Source organism: Gilliamella sp. M0364, assembly GCF_016100565.1.
GTDB lineage: Bacteria > Pseudomonadota > Gammaproteobacteria > Enterobacterales > Orbaceae > Gilliamella > Gilliamella apis.
Genome location: NZ_JACFSF010000002.1, coordinates 49,813 through 72,017, shown reverse-complemented (window position 1 = coordinate 72,017; position 22,205 = coordinate 49,813). Strand labels below are relative to the sequence as shown.

Here is a 22,205-nt window from a genome sequence, read left to right as displayed (position 1 = left end):
AAAATTAATCACCAAAAATAGAAAAAGCGATCTGATGATCGCTTTTTTATGTTTAATCAAACTATATAGTCGATTATTTTATCGTTGCAATGGTACTAACTTCTTTACCTAACATGTTGTTTAAGTAAACTAAATCACTTGCAGTTAAAGTACCAACAGCATATTTCAACTGTAATAAGCTAGTTAAATAGTTGTATTTAGCATCGGATAGATTTCGTTTTGAACTATAAAGTTGTGTGGTAGCATTAAGCACATCAACAATAGTACGTGTTCCTACTTGATAACCAGAAGATGTGGCTTCTAATGAACTTTGTGCAGAAACCACCGCTTGTTGATAAGCTTTAATCGCACTAATTGATGATGAAATATTGTTATAAGATGAGCGAACTTGATTAATTACACTACGATTTGTACTTTCAAGTTTTTCACTAAAACTTACAAAATTATGCTGTGCTTGTTGAACTTGTGATACGGTCGCCCCACCAGAGAAAAGCGGTAAACTTACACTCACACCAACCCTATTATCCCCTGAATATTTTTTGCCAGCGGTATGACGTTGATAATTGGTGTTACCATAGCTATCAGATTTATTTAAGTTAGTGGAGGCATCAAGACTTGCCGTAGGCATAAAACCTGATTGTGCCATTTTTATTTGATCACGAGCAATCTCTTGATTTAACTTCATAGTTAGTAAGTTAAGATTGGCGGTTTCAGATTGTTTTAACAGTGTGTTAATTTGTGTTGGTGCTTGAGTTTTAAAAGTTTTGGTATCAACACTGGCTAGCTTAGAATAAAAGCGGCCACTTACTTGACGCAATGATTCAATCGCGTTATTTAAATCATTTAAGGCATTAACTTGTTGCGCTACCGTTAAATCGTAATTTGCTTGTGCGTTTTGTACATCGGTAATAGCTACTAAACCGACTTGATGTTGTTGACGAGTTTGTTCTAATTGACGACCAATTGCTTTTTTCTGAGCATCGATAAAGCTTAATGCATCAAGGCATTTAAGTACATTGAAGTAAGCAACAGAAGTGTTTAAAATTAATGTTTGGCCTTGGTATTGGTAAGAAATATCTGCAATAGTTGCTTGTTTTTTCGTGATATCTAAAGCTTTCCAATTAGAAAAATTGAAGATACTTTGCGAGACAGCGACTTGATATAAGCTACCGCTTTTAGTCTTAATTCCGCTATTGTCTCGACGTCCATGGGCTACTCCATAAGAAGCACTTAAGCCTACTTGTGGCAATAAGCTTGCACGAGAACCTGAAATTGCTGAATAAGCTTTATCTTTTTCAGCCAATGAACTGCGTAAATCTGGATTGGTTTCTTTTGCTTGTTCATAAACTTGAACTAAGTTTTCAGCAAATACAGATTGACTTAATGCTAAGCCAATTAAAAAGGTTAAAGTTTTTTTCATCAATCTTTCTCTTTAAAAGCAATAAAATAGAATAATATTTTTCAATTGCATAATTTTAACAGATAATTAGCATATAGAAAGTGCCCATATTAGTTATTCGCACTTTTTATTAAAATTTAGCTTAAAATCGAGAACTTAATATGAAATATAAACCTACTCCAGTAATTTTTAACAAAAAAGATGTGTTTAATTTAACTAAACGAATTTTATATAAAGGTTTTTTTTCGTTGTTTGAATATCGTTTTCAATATCGTAAATTTGATGGTTCAGTGAGTGAAATGGTTTCGCGTGAAATTTTAGAACGTGGTCATGCGGTGGTACTTTTAGCTTATGATGATAAACGAGATGAAGTTGTCCTTATTGAACAAATTCGTATTGCAGCGATTGATACCCAAGCTAGTCCATGGATATTAGAGTTGATTGCCGGCATGATGGATCATGAGAATGAGTCGACAGAAGAAGTTGCAAGACGAGAAGCTATGGAAGAAGCGGGTATAGTCATTGGACAATGTAAGCCGATCATAAGTTATTTAGCCTCACCAGGTGGCTTAACTGAGCAGTTGCATCTTCTGGTTGGTCAAGTTGATTCTTCGACCGCAAAAGGTGTACACGGCTTGGCTGAAGAGAACGAAGATATTAAGGTTCATGTGGTGAGTCGTGAACAAGCGTATAAATGGGTTGAAGAAGGGGTAATAAATAATGCCGCCTCAATTATTGCGCTACAGTGGTTACAACTTAATCATCTGACATTAAAGAATGAATGGAAATAAGCAGTTTTTTGTTAAACTAAGCAATTATTACTTTCCTAAAAATAGAATTTATTTTACAATTTAAGTTAACATCATGATTTAAAAATAAAAATTGTGATGTTGATCACAATATCAATTCTATTGCTGACATGATTTCATATAATAAATGATAGAGGTAGATTTTGGAGTCACTTTTAAAGCTTCAAATACGTAATAAGCATTGTGCAAAAATACTGCATATTACCGATACGCATCTGTTTGCTGATGATAATGGCGCATTGCTAGGCGTTAAGTCAAATGCCAGTTTTTTATCAGTTATTGCTGAAATTGAGCGCAGCAATAAGAAGTTTGATTTGATTGTTGCAACAGGTGATTTTGTCCAAGATGGTGCTAAGAAATCTTATGCACGCTTTGCTGAGCAAATTCAAAAATTTGCTACACCATGTGTTTGGTTAGCCGGTAATCATGATAACTATAGTTATATGCAAGAGGTATTTTCGAATTATCAACTTGCTGAAAATAAAAGTATATTACTCGGTGATAACTGGCTAATTGTATTACTAAATAGTCAAGTGGTGGGTAAGGCTTATGGAATGCTGCCTGAATCTGAATTGCAGTTTTTACAAAATACTTTAACTGCTCATGCCGATAAAAATGCCCTTGTATTTTTACATCATCATCCGATTCCTTCGGGTTGTGATTGGCTGGATGAACATATTTTAAAAAATAGTTATAAACTTGAAGAAATTATCAAACGTTTCCCTAATATAAAAGGAGTAGGTTGGGGACATATTCACCAACAACAAGATCATATTTGGCATAATTGCCATGCATTTTCGACGCCTTCTACATGTTTTCAATTTAAACCTAATTGTTATGATTTTCAGTTATCTAATGCAGATGCACCTGGGTGGCGAGAAATTATTCTTAATCAAGATGGAGTGATTGAATCTAACGTTTTTCGTATTGAGGATAATCAATTTTTACCTGATATATCACAAAAAGGTTATTAGGGTATTTTTTGTACGTTAATTTTTTAAAATTAATTAGAGTAAAGGGGCAAAAAAGTAAAATAATCGTTCAATAACTCGTTGCCAGATCGGTCGCTTTTTCCATTTTTGGATATTAATTTCTTCTGACTGTGATAAATATTGTTTTAGTAGCTGTGATAGTGATTTGGCAAATTGAGCGTCATCAATTACAGTAGTAATTTCAAAATTCAACCATAAACTGCGCATATCTAAATTAACCGTTCCAACTAGACTAAGTTGATTATCAATTAGCACACTTTTTGTATGTAATAAATTATCATTAAATTGATAAAGTTTAACGCCACTACTTAATAATTCCGAAAAGAAAGCTCGACTAGCCCATTTTACCATTAATGAGTCGTTCTTTTTCGGCGTAATGATGATGACTTCAACACCACGTTGGGCGGCAGTACATATTGCGTGTAAAATATCATCACTAGGTACTAAATAAGGTGTAGTAAAAATAATTTGTTCTTGAGCAGAATAAATTGCTGTCAATAACACTTGATGGATCATGTTTTCGGTATAACCAGGGCCAGAAGGAATAAGTTGCATAATATGTTTCTTTTCTTCTGGTGGTTCGGCAAAATCAGTGATTTGTGGAAGGGCTAAATATTTACCTGTTTCAAGTTCCCAATCACTAGCGTATATAGCACCCATTAAGGTGGTAACTGGTCCATTCATTCTGATCATGATATCAACCCATTCTCCAACATGCTTATTTTGTTTGAAGAATCTAGGGTCAACAATATTCATACTTCCGGTATAGGAGATATAGTTATCTATTATGGCTACCTTACGGTGTTGACGCAAATCAAGTCGTCTAAACATAAATCTCAACAGATTAACTTGTAACGCCTCTATAATGATAATACCTGCAGCACGCATTCTTTGACAGGCTTTCGATCTAATAAAATGTCTACTTCCTGCTGAATCAATCATTAATCGACAGGTAACGCCTCTTTGTGTGGCTTGTATTAGTGCTTGTTCAACATCATCCGCTTTACCGCCTTCATTCCAGATATAAAATACCATTTCTATGTTGGAGTTAGCATTATTGATATCGTCAATAAGACGATTAAAAATCGTGTCGGTATCACTTAATAATTCAATATGATTACCTTTTATACCATCAAGTCCTGTTTGATGTTTACAAAGTTGAAAAATAGGCTTGCTGACTTGGCTAACTTTAGCGGTAAAAATGTCTGGGAAAGCGCTTAATTGATTAATAAATTTGGTGATAGTTGGGCGCATTTTTTGCGCACGCTTAGCTCGCTGTTGCCCTAAGTGGGTTTCGCCTAAGGCGAAGTAAAGAATAATGCCAATAATAGGTAATATATAAATGACCAACATCCATGCAATCACGTAAGTAGTTGGTCTTCTTTTGAAGACAATACGTAGCGTGGTCGATACAATAAGCAACCAGTAAACGAGAAAAATTAATGTACTTATTAATGCATGGAATGATGTAAATTGCATATTTATCAGCTATAAGTTAAGTTTAATTTGCTAATGGGATCTTTAGTACAATCATAATGTTGAAATATTTCTGGCAAAGGTTTTGGATTATTGTGTTTATCTACAGAAACATAGGTAAAAGTAGCATCAGTGATACGAAAACGCTGCGTAGCAATTTCTGAATCGGTTACTTTTTTAATCCAAACTTCAATTTCGATGGTAATCGAGGTAGTGCCAGTTTTTATACAATGAGCATAACAACATACTACGTCGCCAACCATTGCCGGTTTGTAAAAAGTAATACTACTTGCATTAACTGTCACTACTCTTCTTTTGGCAATTTCTTTAGCTAAAATACCACCAGCTAAGTCCATTTGCGACATGATCCATCCGCCAAAAATATGGCCATGTGGATTAGTGTCTGCCGGCATAGCTAAGGTTCGTAATACTAATTGTCCTTTAGGGTTGTTATCATTTTGTGTCATGTTGTTAATACTCCTACCTGTATCATCTTATCTATTTTCAGTAGTCTTACTCATATTTCGGTAAATATAAATTCCCGATATTAAAGACATTATTAATGATGCTGCCGGTAAAATAAATACTTTAAAAATCCAGAAGAAGTCATCTGTTGCATAATATGTTGCAATTAAACTGAAAGTCCCACAAGCGATAAAAAATACAATCCAGATCAGATTTAACTTATTCCAGACTGTTATATCAAGCTGTATCTCTTTAGCTAATATTTTTTGTATTAGATTTTTCTTGAAAATAAACTGACTAACAGATAAAGCAGTAGCAAATAAAAAGTTAATAATAGTCACTTTCCATTTGATGATATTAGGTTCACGAGTTAACAATGTCACGCCACCAAAAATCATTACCATCAGATAAGATATCAGCTCAACTTTATCAATTTTTTTATACATAACAAGAATAATTAAAAAGGATATTGTTGAGGCAATCATTAATGCTTGGACGCCGACAAAAATATCGTAAATTGTTAAAAATATAAAAAATACGATAAGTGGGATAAAATTTAAAAGCTGCTTCATGTGATTATTAACCTGACAGATAAAAGTATGTATTATTCTTAATAAGTAAAAAAGCCTATAAAATAGGCTTATTTTTTAGTATGAAGTTCCGGATGAGCTTTACAGTTACCAGCCTTACAATGTCCGTAAAGGTATAAGCTATGAAAAGTGAGGGTAACGCCATATTGTTCTGCGATTTCTTTTTGACGTTGATTAATTATTTCGTCTCGAAATTCAAACACTTCGCCACAATCTAAACAAATTAAATGATCGTGGTGTTTTTGTGAGGCAAGTTCAAAAACAGCTCTGCCACCTTCAAAATTATGACGAGTTACAATTCCGGCATCGTCAAATTGATTCAATACTCGATAAACCGTTGCAAGGCCAATTTCTTCGCCCATATCAAGTAGTTTTTTATAAAGATCTTCTACAGTAATATGTTGGCATGAAGGGTCTCGTAATAATTCTAAAATTTTTAATCGTGGTAAGGTAACCTTTAAGCCGGCACTTTTCAGTGCTGCATTATTATCTTTATCATGATTCGTCATATTACATTCCAGTTGAGTTGTTTAATAAAACATATTACAAAAATATGTACGGAAAATAAAATAAATCACTTTGATAGATCAAATATTCATTTCGGTTTTTACTTGTTTCACCCAATTATTAATGCGTTCTTCGGTTAATTCTGGTTGACGATCTTCATCAATGGCTAAACCAACAAAATGATTATCATCAACTAAACTTTTCGATGCTTCAAAGCTGTATCCTTCTGTTGACCAATGACCAACAATTTTTGCCCCTTTAGGTTCGATAATATCGCGAATTGTTCCCATTGCATCACAGAAATATTCAGCGTAATCTTCTTGATCACCACAGCCAAAAATTGCTACAGTTTTACCATTAAAATTAATTTGTTCTAAATTAGGGAAAAAATCGTCCCAATCAGCTTGAGATTCACCGTAATACCAAGTTGGGATACCAAAAAACAAGCAATCATATTTTTCGATATGTTCTTTAGTAGTTTTTGCAATATCGAAAAGATCTGCTTTATCTGTACCTAAAATTTGTTGGATTTGTTTAGCTACATTCTCTGTATTACCGGTGTCACTACCAAAAAAGATTCCAACTTGTGTCATATTTTTACCTTTACTGTTTTTACAATATCAATATATTTTTTGAGTATATCATTGTCGGTAGTTATCAGCAATAATTCTCAATTACTATAAACATAAGTAATTATTTACTACACAATTTTTACATCTTGCATTAAAATTAGCCACTATTTTTGGCAATCAGAGCTTTGGGATTTATTTATGAACCTGCATGAGTATCAATCAAAACACCTATTTAGACAGTATAATTTGCCAGTGCCAGAAGGTTATGTATGTAACTCTATCGATGAAATACAAGATGCATTGGCTGAAATTTCCTTGCAAACACCGACTAGCGCTTGGGTGGCAAAATGCCAAGTACATGCAGGGGGACGAGGCAAATCTGGCGGGGTCATTTGTACTAAGGATTTTAATGAAATAAAACTGTTTGCTGAAAAATGGTTAGGTCAGTATTTAGTCACTTATCAAACAACATCCAAAGGCCAACCTGTTAATCAGATTTTAATTGAGAAGGCTTCAAATATAGCTAAAGAGCTTTATTTAGGTGCAGTAATTGATCGTAGTAGCAAACGTATTGTGGTTATGGCGTCAACTGAAGGTGGCGTTGAGATTGAAAAGGTTGCTGAAACTTCACCACATTTAATTCATAAAATATCGCTAGATCCATTAACTGGGCCATGTGGCTATCAAGGTCGTGAGCTTGCATTCAAACTCGGTCTTACTGGTAAACTCGTCAATCAATTTGCCAAATTATTTGTCAATTTTGCTAATCTTTTTATCAATAATGATGTTTCATTAGCGGAAGTAAATCCTTTAGTTATTACTGATTCCCAGGAATTAATTTGTTTAGATGCTAAAGTGGTTTTAGATGATAATGCCATGTTCAGACATCCTGATCTAGCAATATTAAGAGATTCAACCCAAGAAGATGAACGTGAATCAATTGCAGCTAAACAAGGTATTAGCTATGTTTCACTGGAAGGTAATATTGGTTGTATGGTTAATGGTGCCGGCCTTGCGATGGCAACAATGGATATAATCAAACTTTATGGTGGTGAGCCAGCGAACTTTTTAGATGTAGGTGGTGGTACGACTAAAGAGCGCGTAGCGGAAGCCTTCAAATTGATTCTTTCAGACAAAAATGTCAAAGCTATTTTAGTCAATATTTTTGGTGGTATTGTTCGTTGTGATCTTATTGCTAATGGCATTATTGATGCCATTAAAGAGATTGGTTTGACAGTGCCTGTTGTTGTTCGTCTTGAGGGTAATAATGCTGAGCTAGCAAGAGAGATTTTGGCTAAAAGCGAATTGAATGTTATTACAGCAAAAGGTTTAGTCGATGCAGCCCAACAAATTGTTGCTGTTGCACAATAATAGTATGGGTGGAGAATAATTACTATGTCAATTTTGATTAATAAAGAAACAAAAGTGATTTGTCAGGGCTTTACTGGTAGTCAAGGGACTTTCCATTGTGAGCAAGCAATTGCTTATGGAACAAAAGTCGTCGGAGGTGTAACACCGGGTAAAGGCGGTACCACGCATTTAGGCTTACCTGTATTTAATACGGTTAAAGAAGCTGTAGCAGCAACAGGAGCAACAGCAACAGTAATTTATGTTCCTGCTGCATTTGGTAAAGACTCGATTTTAGAGGCAATTGATGCCGGTATCAAACTGATAGTATGTATTACAGAAGGTATTCCAACTCTGGATATGCTTATCGTTAAACAAAAATTAGTCGAACATGATGTTGTTATGATAGGACCTAATTGTCCTGGAATTATTGTTCCTGATGAGTGTAAAATAGGTATTATGCCTGGACATATTCATTTGGCAGGAAAAGTAGGTATTGTTTCTCGTTCTGGTACTTTGACTTATGAAGCAGTCAAACAGACTACCGATATCGGATTAGGCCAATCAGTGTGTGTTGGAATTGGCGGTGATGCTATTCCGGGTAGTGATTTTATCTCCATTCTAAAATTACTTCAGCAAGATCCTAAGACTGAAGCTATTGTTATGATAGGTGAAATTGGTGGTAGTGCTGAAGAAGAAGCCGCTAATTACATCAAACAAAATGTTACCAAACCTGTTATTGCTTATATTGCTGGTGTTTCGGCACCTGCAGGTAAACGTATGGGCCATGCAGGGGCAATTATTTCTGGAAACAAAGGAACTGCTGCCGATAAAACCAAAGCACTACAGGCAGCTGGAATCATTGTTGTGAATAGTTTAGCGGAAATCGGTGAAACGGTAAAAATGCACCTTTAATTTTATTTAATTTCATTTTTTTGACATTCATCAATTTTTATTCTTAAAATAATATTGTAAAATACAATAAATAACGACAAAAAATTTGTGGGTATTTAAGGATAAAGGGAGCACGTTATGTTTGATATTGTAGAATTATCAAGACTTCAGTTTGCACTCACCGCAATGTATCATTTTATTTTTGTTCCATTAACGCTAGGTATGGCGTTTATGCTTGCAATTATGGAAACAGTATATGTGGTTAGTGGCAAGCAAGTTTGGAAAGATATGACTAAATTCTGGGGTAAACTATTCGGTATTAATTTCGCCGTTGGTGTTGCTACCGGTTTAACCATGGAGTTCCAATTTGGTACTAACTGGTCTTATTACTCGCATTATGTAGGTGATATATTTGGTGCACCTCTTGCGATTGAAGGACTAATGGCATTTTTCTTGGAATCAACTATGGTTGGTTTATTCTTTTTTGGCTGGGATAGACTAAGTCGTGGTAAACATCTAATGGTTACTTGGTGTGTAGCCTTTGGTTCCAATTTCTCTGCACTTTGGATTTTAGTTGCCAATGGTTGGATGCAATTTCCTATCGGTTCTGACTTTAACCCGATTACCTCTCGCATGGAAATGGCCAGTTTCTTTGAATTAATTACTAATACTGTAGCTCAATACAAGTTTGTTCACACTGTTGCTGCAGGGTATTTGACTGGTTCAATCTTTGTTTTAAGTATTAGTTCCTATTATCTATTAAAAAAACGAGATTTGCCTTTTGCTAAACGTTCTTTTGCTGTAGCAGCTGTGTTTGGTTTTATTATGTCAATTGTTGTTGCAATTATGGGCGATGAAGCCGGTCATGAGTTGACAACTGTACAACCAGTAAAACTAGCGGCAATTGAAGGTGAATGGGAAACTCAACCAGCGCCAGCATCATTTAATGTTATAGCGTTCCCGTCGCAAGATAAGAAAGAAAATGTATTCGCTTTGGAAATCCCTTACATAATGGGAATCATGACAACTCGTTCATTCGATACTCAAGTTACTGGTTTACGAGATATTTTAACTAACAATGAATCTCGAATTCGTAATGGTATTTTAGCTTATACTAATTTGGAAAAAATTCAGAAAGGTGATCAGGACCCAGCTGTTTTAAAAGCCTTTGAAGACAATAAAGTGGACTTAGGTTACGGTTATTTAGTTAAACGCTATACCGATCGTGATAACTTAACAATTCCTGAAGCGACTGAACAACATATTAAAGCGGCAACTGAAGATTCAATCCCTACTGTATGGCCACTGTTCTGGGCATTTAGAGGTATGGTTGGTTTGGGCTTATTAATGATTTTAGGCACTGGGCTTGCTTTATGGACAACCTATAAAGGTCGAATTGGTGAAAAACGATGGTTATATCGTTTACTACTGTTATCTTTACCATTCCCATGGCTTGCATGTGAATGCGGTTGGTTTGTTGCCGAATATGGTCGTCAACCTTGGGCAATTCAAGATATTTTACCAACAGGTGTAGCTAATTCATCATTAACTCCAGGTGAAGTATTATTTACCATGGTTCTTATTTGTGGACTTTATACTTTGTTCTTGGTTGCTGAATTGTTCTTAATGTTTAAATTTGCACGATTAGGGCCAAGTTCATTAGGTACTGGCAGCTACCATTATGAAAAAACACAATCAATATCGGAATAAGGCATAGGGAGTAAATACAATGATTGATTACGAAATTGTACGCGTCATCTGGTGGGTGTTGATTAGTGTTGTTTTAATCGCTTTTGTTATCACAGATGGCTTCGATATGGGTGTCGGAATTTTATTACCTTTTATTGGTAAAACCGATACTGAACGCCGAATCATGATAAATGCAATCGCACCACACTGGGATGGTAACCAAGTTTGGTTAATTACTGGTGGTGCAGGTATTTTTGCTGCATGGCCTACGGCTTATGCGGTATCTTTTTCCGGTTTTTATATTGCGATGGTTTTAGTGCTCTGTGCGCTATTTTTTAGACCAATTGGTTTTGATTACCGTAGTAAACTGGAAAATACTAAATGGCGTAATATGTGGGACCTCGCGATCTTTTTTGGTAGTTTTGTGCCTGCTCTTGTTTTCGGTGTTGCTTTTGGAAACTTATTAGAAGGTGTGCCATTTAGATTTGATATTAGTAAACGTGCTTTTTATGATGGTTCATTCTTTGAATTACTAAACCCATTTGCGATATTAGCCGGTATTGTGAGTTTGATGTTAATCGTTGCTCATGGTGGCGCTTGGTTGCAAATGAAAACTTCTGGTGAACTTTATTTAAGAGCAAGAAAAGCTACACAAATAGCAAGCTTGGTAATGCTAATTGCTTTTGTTTTAGCTGGAGTTTGGATTGCATTTGGCATTCATGGTTATGAAATCACAAGTGCTATAGATCATAATGGAGTATCGAATCCATTAGCTAAAACTGTATCAACAGATTCTACATGGTTAAATAATTACATGAATTATCCTATTTTATGGGCGGTTCCAGCATTAGGCGTATTATTACCATTATTAACTATTTTCTTTTCTAGTGTGAATAAAAATGGATTGGTGTTTTTATCTTCTTCACTAACTATTGCTTGTGTATTACTTACCTATGGAATTGCAACATTCCCATTCATTATGCCGTCAAGCATTATGCCAAACGCTAGTTTGACTATTTGGGATGCAACTTCTAGTCAGTTAACACTTAATATTATGTTTGGTGTTGTGGTAATCTTTTTACCAATTGTTCTTTTCTACACTATCTGGTCTTACATTAAAATGTTTGGACGTTTAGACAAAAACCATATAGAAAATAATAAACATTCACTTTATTAAGGATTAATTATGTATTACGTTTTATGGTTCATTGGATTAATTGCTGCATGTATGTTAGCTGTTGTTACTGGACTTTGGGTTGAAAACTCTAGTAATGAAAAAGAAACTAATAATAAATAAAATATTAAAAAACTAATATAAAGGTGGCAAATAGTCACCTTTTTACTTATTTATAAGTCTGAACAAATTTATAAGTCTGAATAAAATATAAATAATTCACAAATGATAATTGTTTTCATTTAACTATTTTTATATCATAGTGCAGCGAATTTCATATTCAGATATAATGTGGTTAATTTTTTAGTCTAAATTAGATCTAACAATATGAAACAATTCAATTGGAATGCAAGAGTCTATTATGAAGACACAGATGCTGGTGGGGTAGTTTATCACGCTCGGTATCTTGCTTTTTTTGAACGAGCTAGAACAGAAATGCTAAGGCAACTTGATATTAGTCAACAAAAGTTACTGCAAGAAGGTATTGCTTTTGTTGTTAAAAAGATGGATATTAGCTACGACTTCCCAGCACGTTTAGATGATATGTTAACTATCAGCACTAAGATTGAGCAAATTCGTAAGGCGTCTATTATTTTTAAACAGACAATTTTAAACCAGAATAAGCAAATTATCAGCAGCGCTGATGTGGTGATTGCTTGTGTCAATATGACTAAAATGAAGCCTTGTGCGCTTCCAAAGTCATTATTTTTGGAGTTAATTTAAGTGAATATTATTGATCTATTTTTACAAGCAGGACTTTTGGTACAAGGCGTTATGCTATTGTTACTTATATTTTCTGTTATGTCTTGGGCTTTTATTTTTCAACGTAGTAGCATTTTAGGCAAAGCTAAAAAACAAGTTGAACAATTTGACAATAGTTTTTGGGCCGCTGATGACTTAAATGTGCTCTTTGATAAAGCAAAATTCAATAAAGAAGAGATCTGTGGTACAGAACATATTTTCTATTCGGGATTTAAAGAGTTTTCTCGTTTATATCAAATTAATCCAAATATGCCAGAAGCAGCGTTAGATGGTGCGTCTCGTTCAATGCGTTTAGCGATGAATCGTGAATTAGATAATTTAGAATTGCATATTCCTTTTTTAGGTACTGTAGGGTCAATTAGTCCGTATATTGGTTTATTTGGTACAGTTTGGGGAATTATGCATGCCTTTATTTCACTTGGAGAGGTTAAGCAAGCAACATTGCAAATGGTTGCTCCGGGTATTGCTGAAGCGTTAATTGCGACCGCTATTGGTTTATTTGCCGCGATTCCTGCTGTTTTAGCTTATAACCGATTATCATTGCGTGTAAGTCGAATGGAACAAAGTTATTTGAACTTTATTGATGAGTTTTCATCAATTTTACAACGTCAAGCAGTAGCTGTTAGGAAATAATTATGAGCAGACGTTCACGTTATTCAACCAAATCAGAGATCAATATTGTACCTTTGTTAGATGTATTATTGGTATTAGTATTGATTTTTATGGCTACAGCCCCAATAATAAGCCAAAGTGTTGAAGTTGATCTTCCAGAAGCGACAGAATCAAAAACTGTATCTCCTTCTGATAATAAACCTATAATTATCGAAGTATCTGGAATAGGGGAGTATGCAATTATTATAGATCAGAATCGACAATCGAATATTCCTCAAGAGCAAATTGTTGCAGAAGTTAAGCAGCAAATGTCACTTAATGATAAAGCTGTTTTTTTAGTTGGTGGTGCGAAACAGGTTCCTTATGAAGAGATTATAAAGGCTTTAAATTTACTTCAATCAGCAGGTGTCAAATCTGTTGGTCTGATGACTCAACCAATTTAACTTAACAATTATTAAAAATAAAAATGTCAGCAATGTCTAATAAGTTAAACTCAAAATTAAGTTTACCGGTTATCATTTCCATTCTTTTACATGGCATATTAATTATTGCCTTGGGATATAAGTTTGTCAGTGATACTGGTGAAAACTACGGTAGTATCAATGGTAATTCGATTGATGCTATCATGATTGATCCATCGGTTATGACCGAACAATATCAAAGACAATTGCAGACACAAGTTAATCAACAAAAAGCAGATCAAAAGACCCAAGAACTGCTAGATAAGCAAATAAAAGAACTCGCTGAAAAAGCAGAAGCAGAAAAAGCCGCGGCTGAGAAAGCTGCAGCAGAAAAAGCCGCAGCAGAAAAAGCTGCTGCCGAGAAAGCGGAAGCAGAAAAAGCCGCTGCCGAGAAAGCTGCTGCTGAAAAAGCCGCTGCTGAGAAAGCTGCAGCAGAAAAAGCTGCTGCCGAGAAAGCTGCAGCAGAAAAAGCCGCCGCTGAGAAAGCTGCTGCTGAGAAAGCTGCAGCAGAAAAAGCTGCTGCTGAGAAAGCTGCAGCAGAAAAAGCCGCCGCTGAAAAGGCTGCCGCAGAAAAAGCCGCTGCTGAAAAGGCAGCAGTAGAAAAAGCTGCCGCTGAAAAGGCAGCAGCAGAAAAAGCCGCTGCTGAAAAGGCAGCAGCAGAAAAAGCCGCTGCTGAGAAAGCTGCAGCAGAAAAAGCCGCAGCAGAAAAAAAAGCTAAACAGAAGGCAGAGCAAGCTAAAAAAGATAAAGCACTCAACGATCTTTTGGGTGGGCTTACCTCAGGAACACCAAGTTCTGGAGGAGTTGCCAGTCGTAAAGGTGTATCTGATGGTGAGCTAGATAAATATAAATCGTTAGTACAAAATGCAATAAGTAATAAATTTATTAACCCACCAAATGTTTATCGTGGCAAAACTTGTGAACTACAAATTCAGATAGCACCAGATGGACTATTACTTAATGTTACCTCAAAAGGTGGTGATGCTGATCTATGTAGAGAAGCGCTTGCTGCAACTAAATTAGCGGTTATACCAAAACCAGCAAGTAGTTTGTATAATGAAGTAAAAACCATGAATATTGAATTCCAACCAAAGTAAATAATTTGATAGTTCTTTGATTTTTAAAATTTATTTATGTTATGTCATTTGTTAATGAATAAATATTCCGCATCTTGATAATCTGATATTGAAAATTTACTAATCACCCCAATATATTTCCTATTCATTCCGAATTAAGTTTTTATGTAAAAGAAGGAGCAGAATATGACAACAATTGTCAGTGTCCGTCGTGAAGGTCAAGTTGTTATTGGTGGCGATGGGCAAGTCACATTAGGTGAACGCATTATTATGAAAGGTAATGCGCGAAAAGTTCGCCGATTATATAACAATAAGGTGATAGCTGGATTTGCTGGCGGTACAGCAGATGCTTTCACACTATTTGAATTATTTGAACGAAAATTAGAAATGCACCAAGGGCATTTAACTAAAGCAGCGGTTGAATTAGCCAAAGATTGGCGAACCGATAGAATGTTGCGTAAATTAGAAGCATTACTTGCCGTTGCTGATGAAAGCGCATCATTGATTATCACCGGTACTGGTGACGTAATTCAACCAGAAGATGATTTGATAGCGATTGGATCCGGTGGGCCTTATGCTCAAGCAGCTGCAAGAGCTTTATTAGATAATACCTCATTATCTGCACACGATATTGTGCAAAAATCGCTATCAATAGCGGGTGATATTTGTGTTTACACGAATAACTTCCAAACTATTGAAGAGCTTAATTACTAATTAATCTGATTTAAGAGAAAAACTACTATGTCTGAAATGACTCCTCGCGAAATTGTAAGCGAATTAAACCAACATATCATTGGACAAGATAAAGCAAAACGTTCTGTTGCTATTGCTTTACGTAATCGCTGGCGTCGTATGCAACTTGATGAAGCATTACGTCATGAAGTTACGCCAAAAAATATTCTTATGATTGGCCCTACAGGGGTGGGTAAAACTGAAATTGCTAGACGATTAGCTAAATTAGCTCATGCACCTTTTATTAAAGTAGAAGCGACCAAATTTACTGAAGTTGGTTACGTTGGTAAAGAAGTTGACTCGATTATTCGAGACCTTACTGACTCTGCTGTGAAAATGATTCGCCAAGAAGCTATCGAAAAAAATCGTAATCGAGCTGAAGAATTGGCAGAAGATCGTATTTTAGATGTGCTTGTTCCACCAGCTAAAGATGGTTGGGGACAAGTTGAAAATAATAATGATTCAACAGCTAGACAAGCATTTAGAAAAAAATTGCGTGAAGGTGCGCTTGATGATAAAGAAATTGAAATTGAAGTAGCTGGCGTCAATATTGGTGTTGAAATTATGGCTCCTCCAGGTATGGAAGAGATGACTAACCAACTACAGTCGATGTTCCAAAATTTAGGTGGTCAAAAAACTAAAGCACGTAAAATGAAGATCAAAGATGCCTTCAAACAGCTAATAGAAGAAGAGGCTGCGAAATTGGTTAATCCTGATGATCTTAAACACGAAGCCATTGAAGCTGTTGAGCAAAATGGGATTGTATTTATCGATGAGATCGATAAAGTGTGTAAACGAGGTAATTCATCTGGACCTGATGTTTCTCGCGAAGGTGTGCAACGTGATTTACTACCACTTGTTGAAGGTTGTACCGTTTCAACTAAACATGGTTCAGTAAAAACCGATCATATTTTATTTATTGCATCGGGTGCGTTCCAAACTGCTAATCCGTCAGATTTAATTCCTGAGTTGCAAGGACGTTTACCAATTCGAGTTGAATTACAAGCGTTAACAAGCGAAGATTTTGAACGGATTTTAACTGAACCGAATGCATCATTGACAGTCCAATATAAAGCATTAATGGCAACCGAAGGCGTTGATATTGACTTTACACCAGATGGTATTCGTAAAATTGCTGAATCTGCTTGGCAAGTTAATGAACAAAATGAAAATATTGGTGCTCGCCGTTTGCATACAGTGCTTGAACGTTTAATGGAAGATGTCTCTTTCGAAGCCAGCGAATTGGGCGGACAAACTATCACAATTGATGCTAAGTATGTTAGCGATCATCTAGATAAGCTTGTTGCCGATGAAGATCTAAGCAAGTTCATTTTATAATAAAAGATATTGTTAAATTAAAAGGTGAGTTAAACAACTCACCTTTTTTATATCTATTATTTAGTTAATGATAAGTTTATTTTTTTAGCAATCCGCCTAATATATCGGTTGCTTTAGACTTTAATTTATCTTTGTCTTTGTCTTTGTGATTTTCCAATTTATCACGGAGTTTATCTAAACGTTGTTGTAATTTATCACTCAACACATCAGACAGTATTTGAGCGATATCTAATTGATAGCGTAAATTAGAAAACTGACCATATATACGTAGTGGTATAGTAACTTTCTGTAATTTGGCAATGGTTTCACTTTTACTATTCCAGCCACCAAGTAATTTGATGTTTAAATTAACATCCAAATCATGATTAAGCATTCCTACTTTGCCAGAACCATCTAGTACATCTAAGGTTTCAGAATTGGCGTTGAGCGAATTAAGTTGTATATTACCTTGGCTTAAATTAGCATTGGTTTTGATGGTATGAAACTCTGTATATTTCTTTTGATTTCCAGATTTATCATTACCGTTGCCATATTTTGCAGCTGCATTTTCAATAATATTTTGGATATTAATATTATTTAATTTAGCATTAGTAATGACGATATTCGCATTACCTTTTAGATTTTCTAATAATTTAGCCGTTGATAATGAATTAGTTTCTAATAACCCAGAAGCATTAAATATACCATCTAGATCATACGCCATATCCATTTGTGTAAAAAATGAATTTAAATTGATATTGCTAATTTTGGTATTGAGTTTAATCTGCGGTGTTTTCTGTTTGCCGTTAGCTGTACCAGTTGCAGTTATATGACCATTAGCAAAATCAAAATTTAAATCTTTGAATGTCGCTATTCCATCCTGATTATCAACGTCTAGTTTAAAATTGTTAATTACAATTTTATTTGCTTTAACTTCTTTGATGTTTATTGTTGTTTTGCCATCAAATGTATTAAGAGCACTTAATTGATTATTATCTTTGACAACACTAGAAACAACAGGTGAAGTTTGTTGCATCGGAGTGTCTTTGGTTGATTTTGTATCTTGTTGTAAAAAAGGCGTTAAATCTAATTTTTCTGAATTCAATTGCAAATCGACATATGGTTTTTTATCAAAACGCGCATTGATTTTACTGGTGAAATTATTGTCGTTAATAGAAAAAGCTAAGTTTTGACTATTTAATTGCATAGGACTTTGCTGATAATTAAATATACCGGTTGCACTTCCTTTGAGTGCTTTTTCGGAACTCTCTATGCCGTTATAAGTGTAATCTAACTTTTTAAGATCGATAATGGTTTTTTCAGGAAATTGAGTTAAATCGACATTGGCATTCATTGAATAAAATAGGTCTTGCTGATTTTTATCAATATTTCCTTTTAATTCGATTAAAAGATTCTTATCGTTATTTTGTTCTAATAACAAATTGATATTTCGGAAATTGATCAGATCATCATGATATTGCAACGCTACTGTGCTATCAGCTATTTCAAATTTATTTAAGCTAAATTTCCAATTAGATGTATTCTTTTTATTTTCAGATATATTTGTGTTTTGCTCTGCTGAAGGTGCTAGAGTTTGGGTATATTTTTTAGCATTATCACCTTTACTTTCGTCAGTAATATTGATTAATGCTGATTTGATAAACACATTTTTAATCGCTAAATTTTTTGAAAAAAGCGGTAGAAGTTCAACATCAAGTCGCATATTGTCAGCAGTTAATAGCGGTTTTGTCGCACCGGTATCAGATAATTTAACTGCATCAGTTAATATGCTGACCTGAGGCCAGACATGCCAGCGTAAATCACCTTCGATAGTTAATTCATAACCAGTTTTATCTTTTACTGTTTGAGATATATATCCGCGAAAATGATTAGGATCAACAAATACAATAAGAGAAACAATGCCGATAACAATAACCAAAATTAAGATAAATAGAATAACCAGTATTTTTTTTATCATATGAATGTTCCTTTATTAAGGTTATAAACGTTATTAGTCTTTATCTATACGACTGGCAACAGCGCCATGTTGGTTTTTATACTTAGCATCTTGCCTTCGATTATATGGTCTTGCAGCTGGACCACTAAGCGTTTCAAAACTTAGTGCACCAATGGTCATACCAGGTCTTAGTGCTACTGGAATTTTTCCGGAATTGTAAAATTCTAAAACAATTTGACCATGCCAGCCAGGATCAATGCGATGGGCGGTAACGTGTACCATAAGTCCTAGGCGCGCTAACGATGAACGCCCATCTAACCAGCCAACTAAATCATCAGGAATGGTTACTGATTCAAGCGTGACAGCTAAAGCAAGTTCTCCTGGATGTAAATAGAAAGCATCACCTTCAGATAATATCATTTCTTCGCTCATGACTCGTTCTAAAGCAGCAGAAACTTCTTCTTTGGGACCACTTAAATCAATATAGGGAGTAGTATGTTCTTTAAAAGTACGAAATTGATTACCAAGTCGAACGTCAACAGTTGCCCCATTAATACAACTTAATTCAGGTTGTGGCGTGATTTTTAATTTACCACTATCTAAATATGCTTCTATATCACGATCACATAATCTCATAAGTTATCCTTAATTCTGCTTTTTAACTTATTCTAGCAGGTTCTTTGGTTGGCGTCGATGTTGGTAAATTAAGGTTTTATAACCCAAGCTCGGCCAAAATGATTGTAGTAACCAGCTTGCTTACCTGCTTTATCGCCAATGCCTAAATAAAGATCAAAATGATGGCCTTTAATTGCACCACCAACATCAAGTGCCACCATCAACCGTACTTCTCGTCTACCTCGATACTGACCATCATCATCAAGGAGTGGTACATCGACTAATACAACAGAACCTGTTGGTATTAATGATTTATCTGATGCCACTGAAGCATTTGCAATTAAAGGTACTGCGGCAGAACCTTTCACTTCAGCATTATATTGTGGTTTGAAAAAGACAAATGATCGGTTTTGAATTAATAGTGCTTTAAGTTGTTTTTCGCTTTTATTTTTAGCCCAATTTTTAATTGCTTGAATGGACATATCTTCCTTAGCAATTTCACCTTGTTCAACTAATAAACGCCCGATACTTGAGTAACCGTGACCATTTTTACCACCATAACAGAAGAAAACTAATGGTGTACCATCTTCAAAATCAATATAGGCGCTCCCTTGCACTTCCATTATAAAGTTATCCATTAATGAATTACTGTAAGCAATTTCGAGCCCTTTACCGGATAATGCTCCATTATATATTTGTTCACGACTAGGTAGACGACCTTTGGATTTAGCCGGCATTCTATAAATTGGATATTTAAATTCACCAGTTGGTTGGTGTCTAGCTTTGATTACCGGAGTATAATAACCAGTTAAATGAACATTGCCATATCCGTCCTTACCTGCCATTTCATAGCTTTTTAACCCTACTTTATGGAATTCTGCCGAACCTAATGAACGATTAATCCAAGCGTCAACCGCTTTATAAATATGTTCATTTTTCTGATACAGTGAAGGTGATGTTGTTCTTAATTTTTCAATTTGGATAGTATAGTCAGAAATATTGACCGGTACGGCTAATTGAGGATGGCTAACATTAAGAGCATTTGGTAGTTTCCCATCTCTAAATTGTTTACTTTCTGCATTTGAATCACTTTGACACCCAGTCAATAATGATAGAATCAATAAAATAGATAACAGGAAGATAGTAGATTTGTGTTTGTTTTCTTTCATTTTAAATAATTTTTTGTAATTAGTTATATGGTATAGGTAGCTATGCTACACAATTATATTATAAGAAACTATCAATAATTATTATAATGCCATAAAAAGTTTTGATAACGATTCAGCTTGCGATTTAAAGCCATTAACTTTATAGTCTTTCATTCCTCATAAAAAAACAGAAAATTGTAAAAACGACAGGTAATCAACAAGATGAACAGTACGTCTTCAAATCATGATCTTAAGCGAAATCTCTCCAGCCGACACATTCAATTGATAGCAATTAGTGGTGCAATTGGTACGGGTTTATTTATGGGCTCAGGAAAGACGATTAGTCTTGCGGGACCATCTATTATTTTTGTCTATATGATTATTGGGTTTATTTTATTTTTTGTTATGCGAGCGATGGGCGAAATTTTATTGTCCAACTTGAATTATAAATCCTTCAGTGATTTTGCTAACGATTTATTAGGTCCTTGGGCAGGCTTTTTTACTGGTTGGACCTATTGGTTTTGTTGGGTTATTACAGGAATTGCTGATGTTGTGGCTATCGCCGGATATGCCCAGCACTGGTTTCCTGAATTACAAGCGTGGATCCCGATGTTGCTTACGGTTATCGTTCTATTAACCTTGAATTTGTTGACGGTAAAAATGTTTGGTGAAACCGAGTTTTGGTTCTCAATGATTAAAATTGTCGCTATTTTAGCTTTAATTGCTATTGGCCTTGTTTTAGTCTTTACTGCCTATCATTCAGAACAAACCAATACTACGGCTGCATTTTCTAATCTTTGGCAATATGGCGGTTTCTTTCCGCATGGTACTATGGGCTTTTTTGCTGGTTTCCAAATTGCAATTTTTGCTTTTGTCGGGATTGAATTAGTTGGAACAACAGCTGCTGAAACCCTCGATCCGAATAAAAATTTACCTCGAGCGATCAATTCAGTGCCAGCGCGTATTATTTTCTTCTACGTTTTTGCGTTGATTATCATTATGAGCGTAACGCCTTGGCAGTTTATTTCACCAAATAAAAGCCCATTTGTTGAGTTGTTTACGTTAATTGGTTTACCTGCTGCAGCCAGTATTATTAACTTTGTGGTACTTACATCAGCAGCATCTTCTGCCAATAGTGGTATTTATTCAACCAGTCGAATGTTATTTGGCCTTGCTAAAAAACAAGATGCTCCTGAACCATTTGGTAAATTATCAAGACGTTCTGTGCCTGCTAATGGTTTGCTATTTTCATGTACTTGCTTGTTTGGTGGGGTAGTACTGATTTATTTAGTGCCTAATGTTATGGAAGCATTTACCATTGTAACGACTATTTCTGCAATATTATTTATGTTTATTTGGTCGATGATTTTAATTTCTTACATTGCCTATCGCCGTAAAAAAGCTAAATTACATCAAGAGTCACAATTTAAGATGCCGGGTGGCGTTTTTATGTGTTTTGTTTGTCTTGCTTTTTTTGCTTTTGTAATTGTGTTATTAACTTTTGAAACAGACACTTGCCAAGCACTTATTGCAACACCTATTTGGTTCATTATTTTAGGTATTAGTTACTATATTCGATCATTAAAACGGGTATAACTTTTTATTCTTAAT

23 protein-coding genes are annotated in these 22,205 nt (G+C 35.0%); 14 read left to right on the top strand and 9 right to left on the bottom strand.

The window, feature by feature from the left end; all coding sequences use genetic code 11:
• Window positions 1-73 precede the first annotated feature (73 nt).
• Entirely contained in the window at window positions 74-1,420 is a 1,347-nt protein-coding gene (gene tolC, locus H3U96_RS04105) for an outer membrane channel protein TolC (protein ID WP_065650751.1), read from the bottom strand.
• Between the two features lie 140 nt (window positions 1,421-1,560).
• Between tolC and nudF the strand changes: the two genes are divergently transcribed.
• Window positions 1,561-2,190 carry an ADP-ribose diphosphatase gene (gene nudF / locus H3U96_RS04100; RefSeq protein ID WP_198195708.1) on the top strand — a complete coding sequence of 210 codons (630 nt, stop codon included), beginning with the start codon at window positions 1,561-1,563 and terminating at the stop codon, window positions 2,188-2,190.
• Between the two features lie 161 nt (window positions 2,191-2,351).
• Window positions 2,352-3,182, top strand: a complete 831-nt coding sequence (cpdA, locus tag H3U96_RS04095; protein ID WP_198195706.1) for a 3',5'-cyclic-AMP phosphodiesterase — start codon at window positions 2,352-2,354, stop codon at window positions 3,180-3,182.
• A gap of 33 nt (window positions 3,183-3,215) precedes the next feature.
• Here the strand turns inward: cpdA and cls are convergent, their stop codons facing one another.
• The 5 genes from cls to fldA all read right to left on the bottom strand — a co-directional run bounded on the left by cls (window position 3,216) and on the right by fldA (window position 6,831).
• Complete coding sequence (gene cls, locus H3U96_RS04090) at window positions 3,216-4,679, bottom strand: cardiolipin synthase (RefSeq protein ID WP_034902116.1); 1,464 nt, start codon at window positions 4,677-4,679, stop codon at window positions 3,216-3,218.
• 5 nt (window positions 4,680-4,684) lie between these two features.
• Window positions 4,685-5,143, bottom strand: coding sequence for an acyl-CoA thioester hydrolase YciA (gene yciA, locus H3U96_RS04085; protein ID WP_065578536.1), 459 nt, complete (start codon window positions 5,141-5,143; stop codon window positions 4,685-4,687).
• A gap of 27 nt (window positions 5,144-5,170) precedes the next feature.
• A complete protein-coding gene (locus H3U96_RS04080) occupies window positions 5,171-5,713 on the bottom strand; it encodes an inner membrane-spanning protein YciB (RefSeq protein WP_086361024.1) in 543 nt (180 codons plus the stop codon).
• A gap of 68 nt (window positions 5,714-5,781) precedes the next feature.
• A complete protein-coding gene (fur, locus tag H3U96_RS04075; protein WP_034902110.1) occupies window positions 5,782-6,240 on the bottom strand; it encodes a ferric iron uptake transcriptional regulator in 459 nt (152 codons plus the stop codon).
• A gap of 78 nt (window positions 6,241-6,318) precedes the next feature.
• Window positions 6,319-6,831 (bottom strand): flavodoxin FldA, encoded by a 513-nt coding sequence (fldA, locus tag H3U96_RS04070; protein WP_034902105.1) that lies wholly within the window; start codon window positions 6,829-6,831, stop codon window positions 6,319-6,321.
• A 177-nt stretch (window positions 6,832-7,008) separates the two neighbouring features.
• On the opposite strand from fldA, the gene sucC reads away from it, so the two are divergent.
• The 11 genes from sucC to hslU all read left to right on the top strand — a co-directional run bounded on the left by sucC (window position 7,009) and on the right by hslU (window position 16,895).
• Entirely contained in the window at window positions 7,009-8,181 is a 1,173-nt protein-coding gene (sucC, locus tag H3U96_RS04065; protein WP_086361023.1) for an ADP-forming succinate--CoA ligase subunit beta, read from the top strand.
• Window positions 8,182-8,205: 24 nt separating this feature from the next.
• Window positions 8,206-9,072, top strand: a complete 867-nt coding sequence (gene sucD / locus H3U96_RS04060) for a succinate--CoA ligase subunit alpha (RefSeq protein WP_065578539.1) — start codon at window positions 8,206-8,208, stop codon at window positions 9,070-9,072.
• A gap of 117 nt (window positions 9,073-9,189) precedes the next feature.
• Window positions 9,190-10,761 (top strand): cytochrome ubiquinol oxidase subunit I, encoded by a 1,572-nt coding sequence (locus H3U96_RS04055; protein ID WP_065578540.1) that lies wholly within the window; start codon window positions 9,190-9,192, stop codon window positions 10,759-10,761.
• 19 nt (window positions 10,762-10,780) lie between these two features.
• On the top strand, window positions 10,781-11,917 hold the full coding sequence (gene cydB, locus H3U96_RS04050) for a cytochrome d ubiquinol oxidase subunit II (protein WP_065578541.1): 1,137 nt from the start codon (window positions 10,781-10,783) through the stop codon (window positions 11,915-11,917).
• A 9-nt stretch (window positions 11,918-11,926) separates the two neighbouring features.
• The gene (locus H3U96_RS04045) at window positions 11,927-12,037 is read left to right on the top strand and encodes a cytochrome bd oxidase small subunit, CydX/CbdX family (RefSeq protein WP_086320090.1); all 111 of its coding nucleotides are present in this window, start codon (window positions 11,927-11,929) and stop codon (window positions 12,035-12,037) included.
• Between the two features lie 204 nt (window positions 12,038-12,241).
• Window positions 12,242-12,637 (top strand): tol-pal system-associated acyl-CoA thioesterase, encoded by a 396-nt coding sequence (ybgC, locus tag H3U96_RS04040; protein ID WP_034902095.1) that lies wholly within the window; start codon window positions 12,242-12,244, stop codon window positions 12,635-12,637.
• Between the two features lie 51 nt (window positions 12,638-12,688).
• Window positions 12,689-13,309, top strand: coding sequence for a protein TolQ (gene tolQ / locus H3U96_RS04035; RefSeq protein WP_065578639.1), 621 nt, complete (start codon window positions 12,689-12,691; stop codon window positions 13,307-13,309).
• Window positions 13,306-13,731, top strand: a complete 426-nt coding sequence (gene tolR, locus H3U96_RS04030; RefSeq protein WP_370527996.1) for a colicin uptake protein TolR — start codon at window positions 13,306-13,308, stop codon at window positions 13,729-13,731. The genes tolQ and tolR overlap by 4 nt, the downstream gene beginning before the upstream one ends.
• Before the next feature lie 32 nt (window positions 13,732-13,763).
• Window positions 13,764-14,846, top strand: a complete 1,083-nt coding sequence (gene tolA, locus H3U96_RS04025; protein ID WP_198195704.1) for a cell envelope integrity protein TolA — start codon at window positions 13,764-13,766, stop codon at window positions 14,844-14,846.
• A gap of 165 nt (window positions 14,847-15,011) precedes the next feature.
• Window positions 15,012-15,539, top strand: a complete 528-nt coding sequence (gene hslV, locus H3U96_RS04020; RefSeq protein WP_025316169.1) for an ATP-dependent protease subunit HslV — start codon at window positions 15,012-15,014, stop codon at window positions 15,537-15,539.
• A 27-nt stretch (window positions 15,540-15,566) separates the two neighbouring features.
• Window positions 15,567-16,895 (top strand): HslU--HslV peptidase ATPase subunit, encoded by a 1,329-nt coding sequence (gene hslU / locus H3U96_RS04015; RefSeq protein ID WP_034902086.1) that lies wholly within the window; start codon window positions 15,567-15,569, stop codon window positions 16,893-16,895.
• 76 nt (window positions 16,896-16,971) lie between these two features.
• Here the strand turns inward: hslU and asmA are convergent, their stop codons facing one another.
• The 3 genes from asmA to mltA form a co-directional block, all read right to left on the bottom strand.
• Window positions 16,972-18,852: an outer membrane assembly protein AsmA gene (asmA, locus tag H3U96_RS04010; RefSeq protein ID WP_086357312.1), complete on the bottom strand. Its 1,881-nt coding sequence runs from the start codon at window positions 18,850-18,852 to the stop codon at window positions 16,972-16,974.
• Window positions 18,853-18,885: 33 nt separating this feature from the next.
• Window positions 18,886-19,467, bottom strand: coding sequence for a dCTP deaminase (gene dcd / locus H3U96_RS04005; protein ID WP_034902082.1), 582 nt, complete (start codon window positions 19,465-19,467; stop codon window positions 18,886-18,888).
• Window positions 19,468-19,535: 68 nt separating this feature from the next.
• Window positions 19,536-20,615 (bottom strand): murein transglycosylase A, encoded by a 1,080-nt coding sequence (mltA, locus tag H3U96_RS04000; RefSeq protein ID WP_065614491.1) that lies wholly within the window; start codon window positions 20,613-20,615, stop codon window positions 19,536-19,538.
• Window positions 20,616-20,816: 201 nt separating this feature from the next.
• On the opposite strand from mltA, the gene cycA reads away from it, so the two are divergent.
• Window positions 20,817-22,190, top strand: coding sequence for a D-serine/D-alanine/glycine transporter (gene cycA / locus H3U96_RS03995; RefSeq protein WP_034902080.1), 1,374 nt, complete (start codon window positions 20,817-20,819; stop codon window positions 22,188-22,190).
• The last annotated feature ends 15 nt before the right edge of the window (window positions 22,191-22,205 follow it).

Coding starts and splice junctions, on each gene's coding strand:
- tolC (WP_065650751.1), bottom strand. CDS start 1,420: ATGAAAAAAACTTTAACCTTTTTAATTGGCTTAGCATTAAGTCAATCT.
- nudF (WP_198195708.1), top strand. CDS start 1,561: ATGAAATATAAACCTACTCCAGTAATTTTTAACAAAAAAGATGTGTTT.
- cls (WP_034902116.1), bottom strand. CDS start 4,679: ATGCAATTTACATCATTCCATGCATTAATAAGTACATTAATTTTTCTC.
- yciA (WP_065578536.1), bottom strand. CDS start 5,143: ATGACACAAAATGATAACAACCCTAAAGGACAATTAGTATTACGAACC.
- H3U96_RS04080 (WP_086361024.1), bottom strand. CDS start 5,713: ATGAAGCAGCTTTTAAATTTTATCCCACTTATCGTATTTTTTATATTT.
- fur (WP_034902110.1), bottom strand. CDS start 6,240: ATGACGAATCATGATAAAGATAATAATGCAGCACTGAAAAGTGCCGGC.
- fldA (WP_034902105.1), bottom strand. CDS start 6,831: ATGACACAAGTTGGAATCTTTTTTGGTAGTGACACCGGTAATACAGAG.
- sucC (WP_086361023.1), top strand. CDS start 7,009: ATGAACCTGCATGAGTATCAATCAAAACACCTATTTAGACAGTATAAT.
- sucD (WP_065578539.1), top strand. CDS start 8,206: ATGTCAATTTTGATTAATAAAGAAACAAAAGTGATTTGTCAGGGCTTT.
- H3U96_RS04055 (WP_065578540.1), top strand. CDS start 9,190: ATGTTTGATATTGTAGAATTATCAAGACTTCAGTTTGCACTCACCGCA.
- cydB (WP_065578541.1), top strand. CDS start 10,781: ATGATTGATTACGAAATTGTACGCGTCATCTGGTGGGTGTTGATTAGT.
- H3U96_RS04045 (WP_086320090.1), top strand. CDS start 11,927: ATGTATTACGTTTTATGGTTCATTGGATTAATTGCTGCATGTATGTTA.
- ybgC (WP_034902095.1), top strand. CDS start 12,242: ATGAAACAATTCAATTGGAATGCAAGAGTCTATTATGAAGACACAGAT.
- tolQ (WP_065578639.1), top strand. CDS start 12,689: ATGCTATTGTTACTTATATTTTCTGTTATGTCTTGGGCTTTTATTTTT.
- tolA (WP_198195704.1), top strand. CDS start 13,764: ATGTCTAATAAGTTAAACTCAAAATTAAGTTTACCGGTTATCATTTCC.
- hslV (WP_025316169.1), top strand. CDS start 15,012: ATGACAACAATTGTCAGTGTCCGTCGTGAAGGTCAAGTTGTTATTGGT.
- hslU (WP_034902086.1), top strand. CDS start 15,567: ATGTCTGAAATGACTCCTCGCGAAATTGTAAGCGAATTAAACCAACAT.
- asmA (WP_086357312.1), bottom strand. CDS start 18,852: ATGATAAAAAAAATACTGGTTATTCTATTTATCTTAATTTTGGTTATT.
- dcd (WP_034902082.1), bottom strand. CDS start 19,467: ATGAGATTATGTGATCGTGATATAGAAGCATATTTAGATAGTGGTAAA.
- mltA (WP_065614491.1), bottom strand. CDS start 20,615: ATGAAAGAAAACAAACACAAATCTACTATCTTCCTGTTATCTATTTTA.
- cycA (WP_034902080.1), top strand. CDS start 20,817: ATGAACAGTACGTCTTCAAATCATGATCTTAAGCGAAATCTCTCCAGC.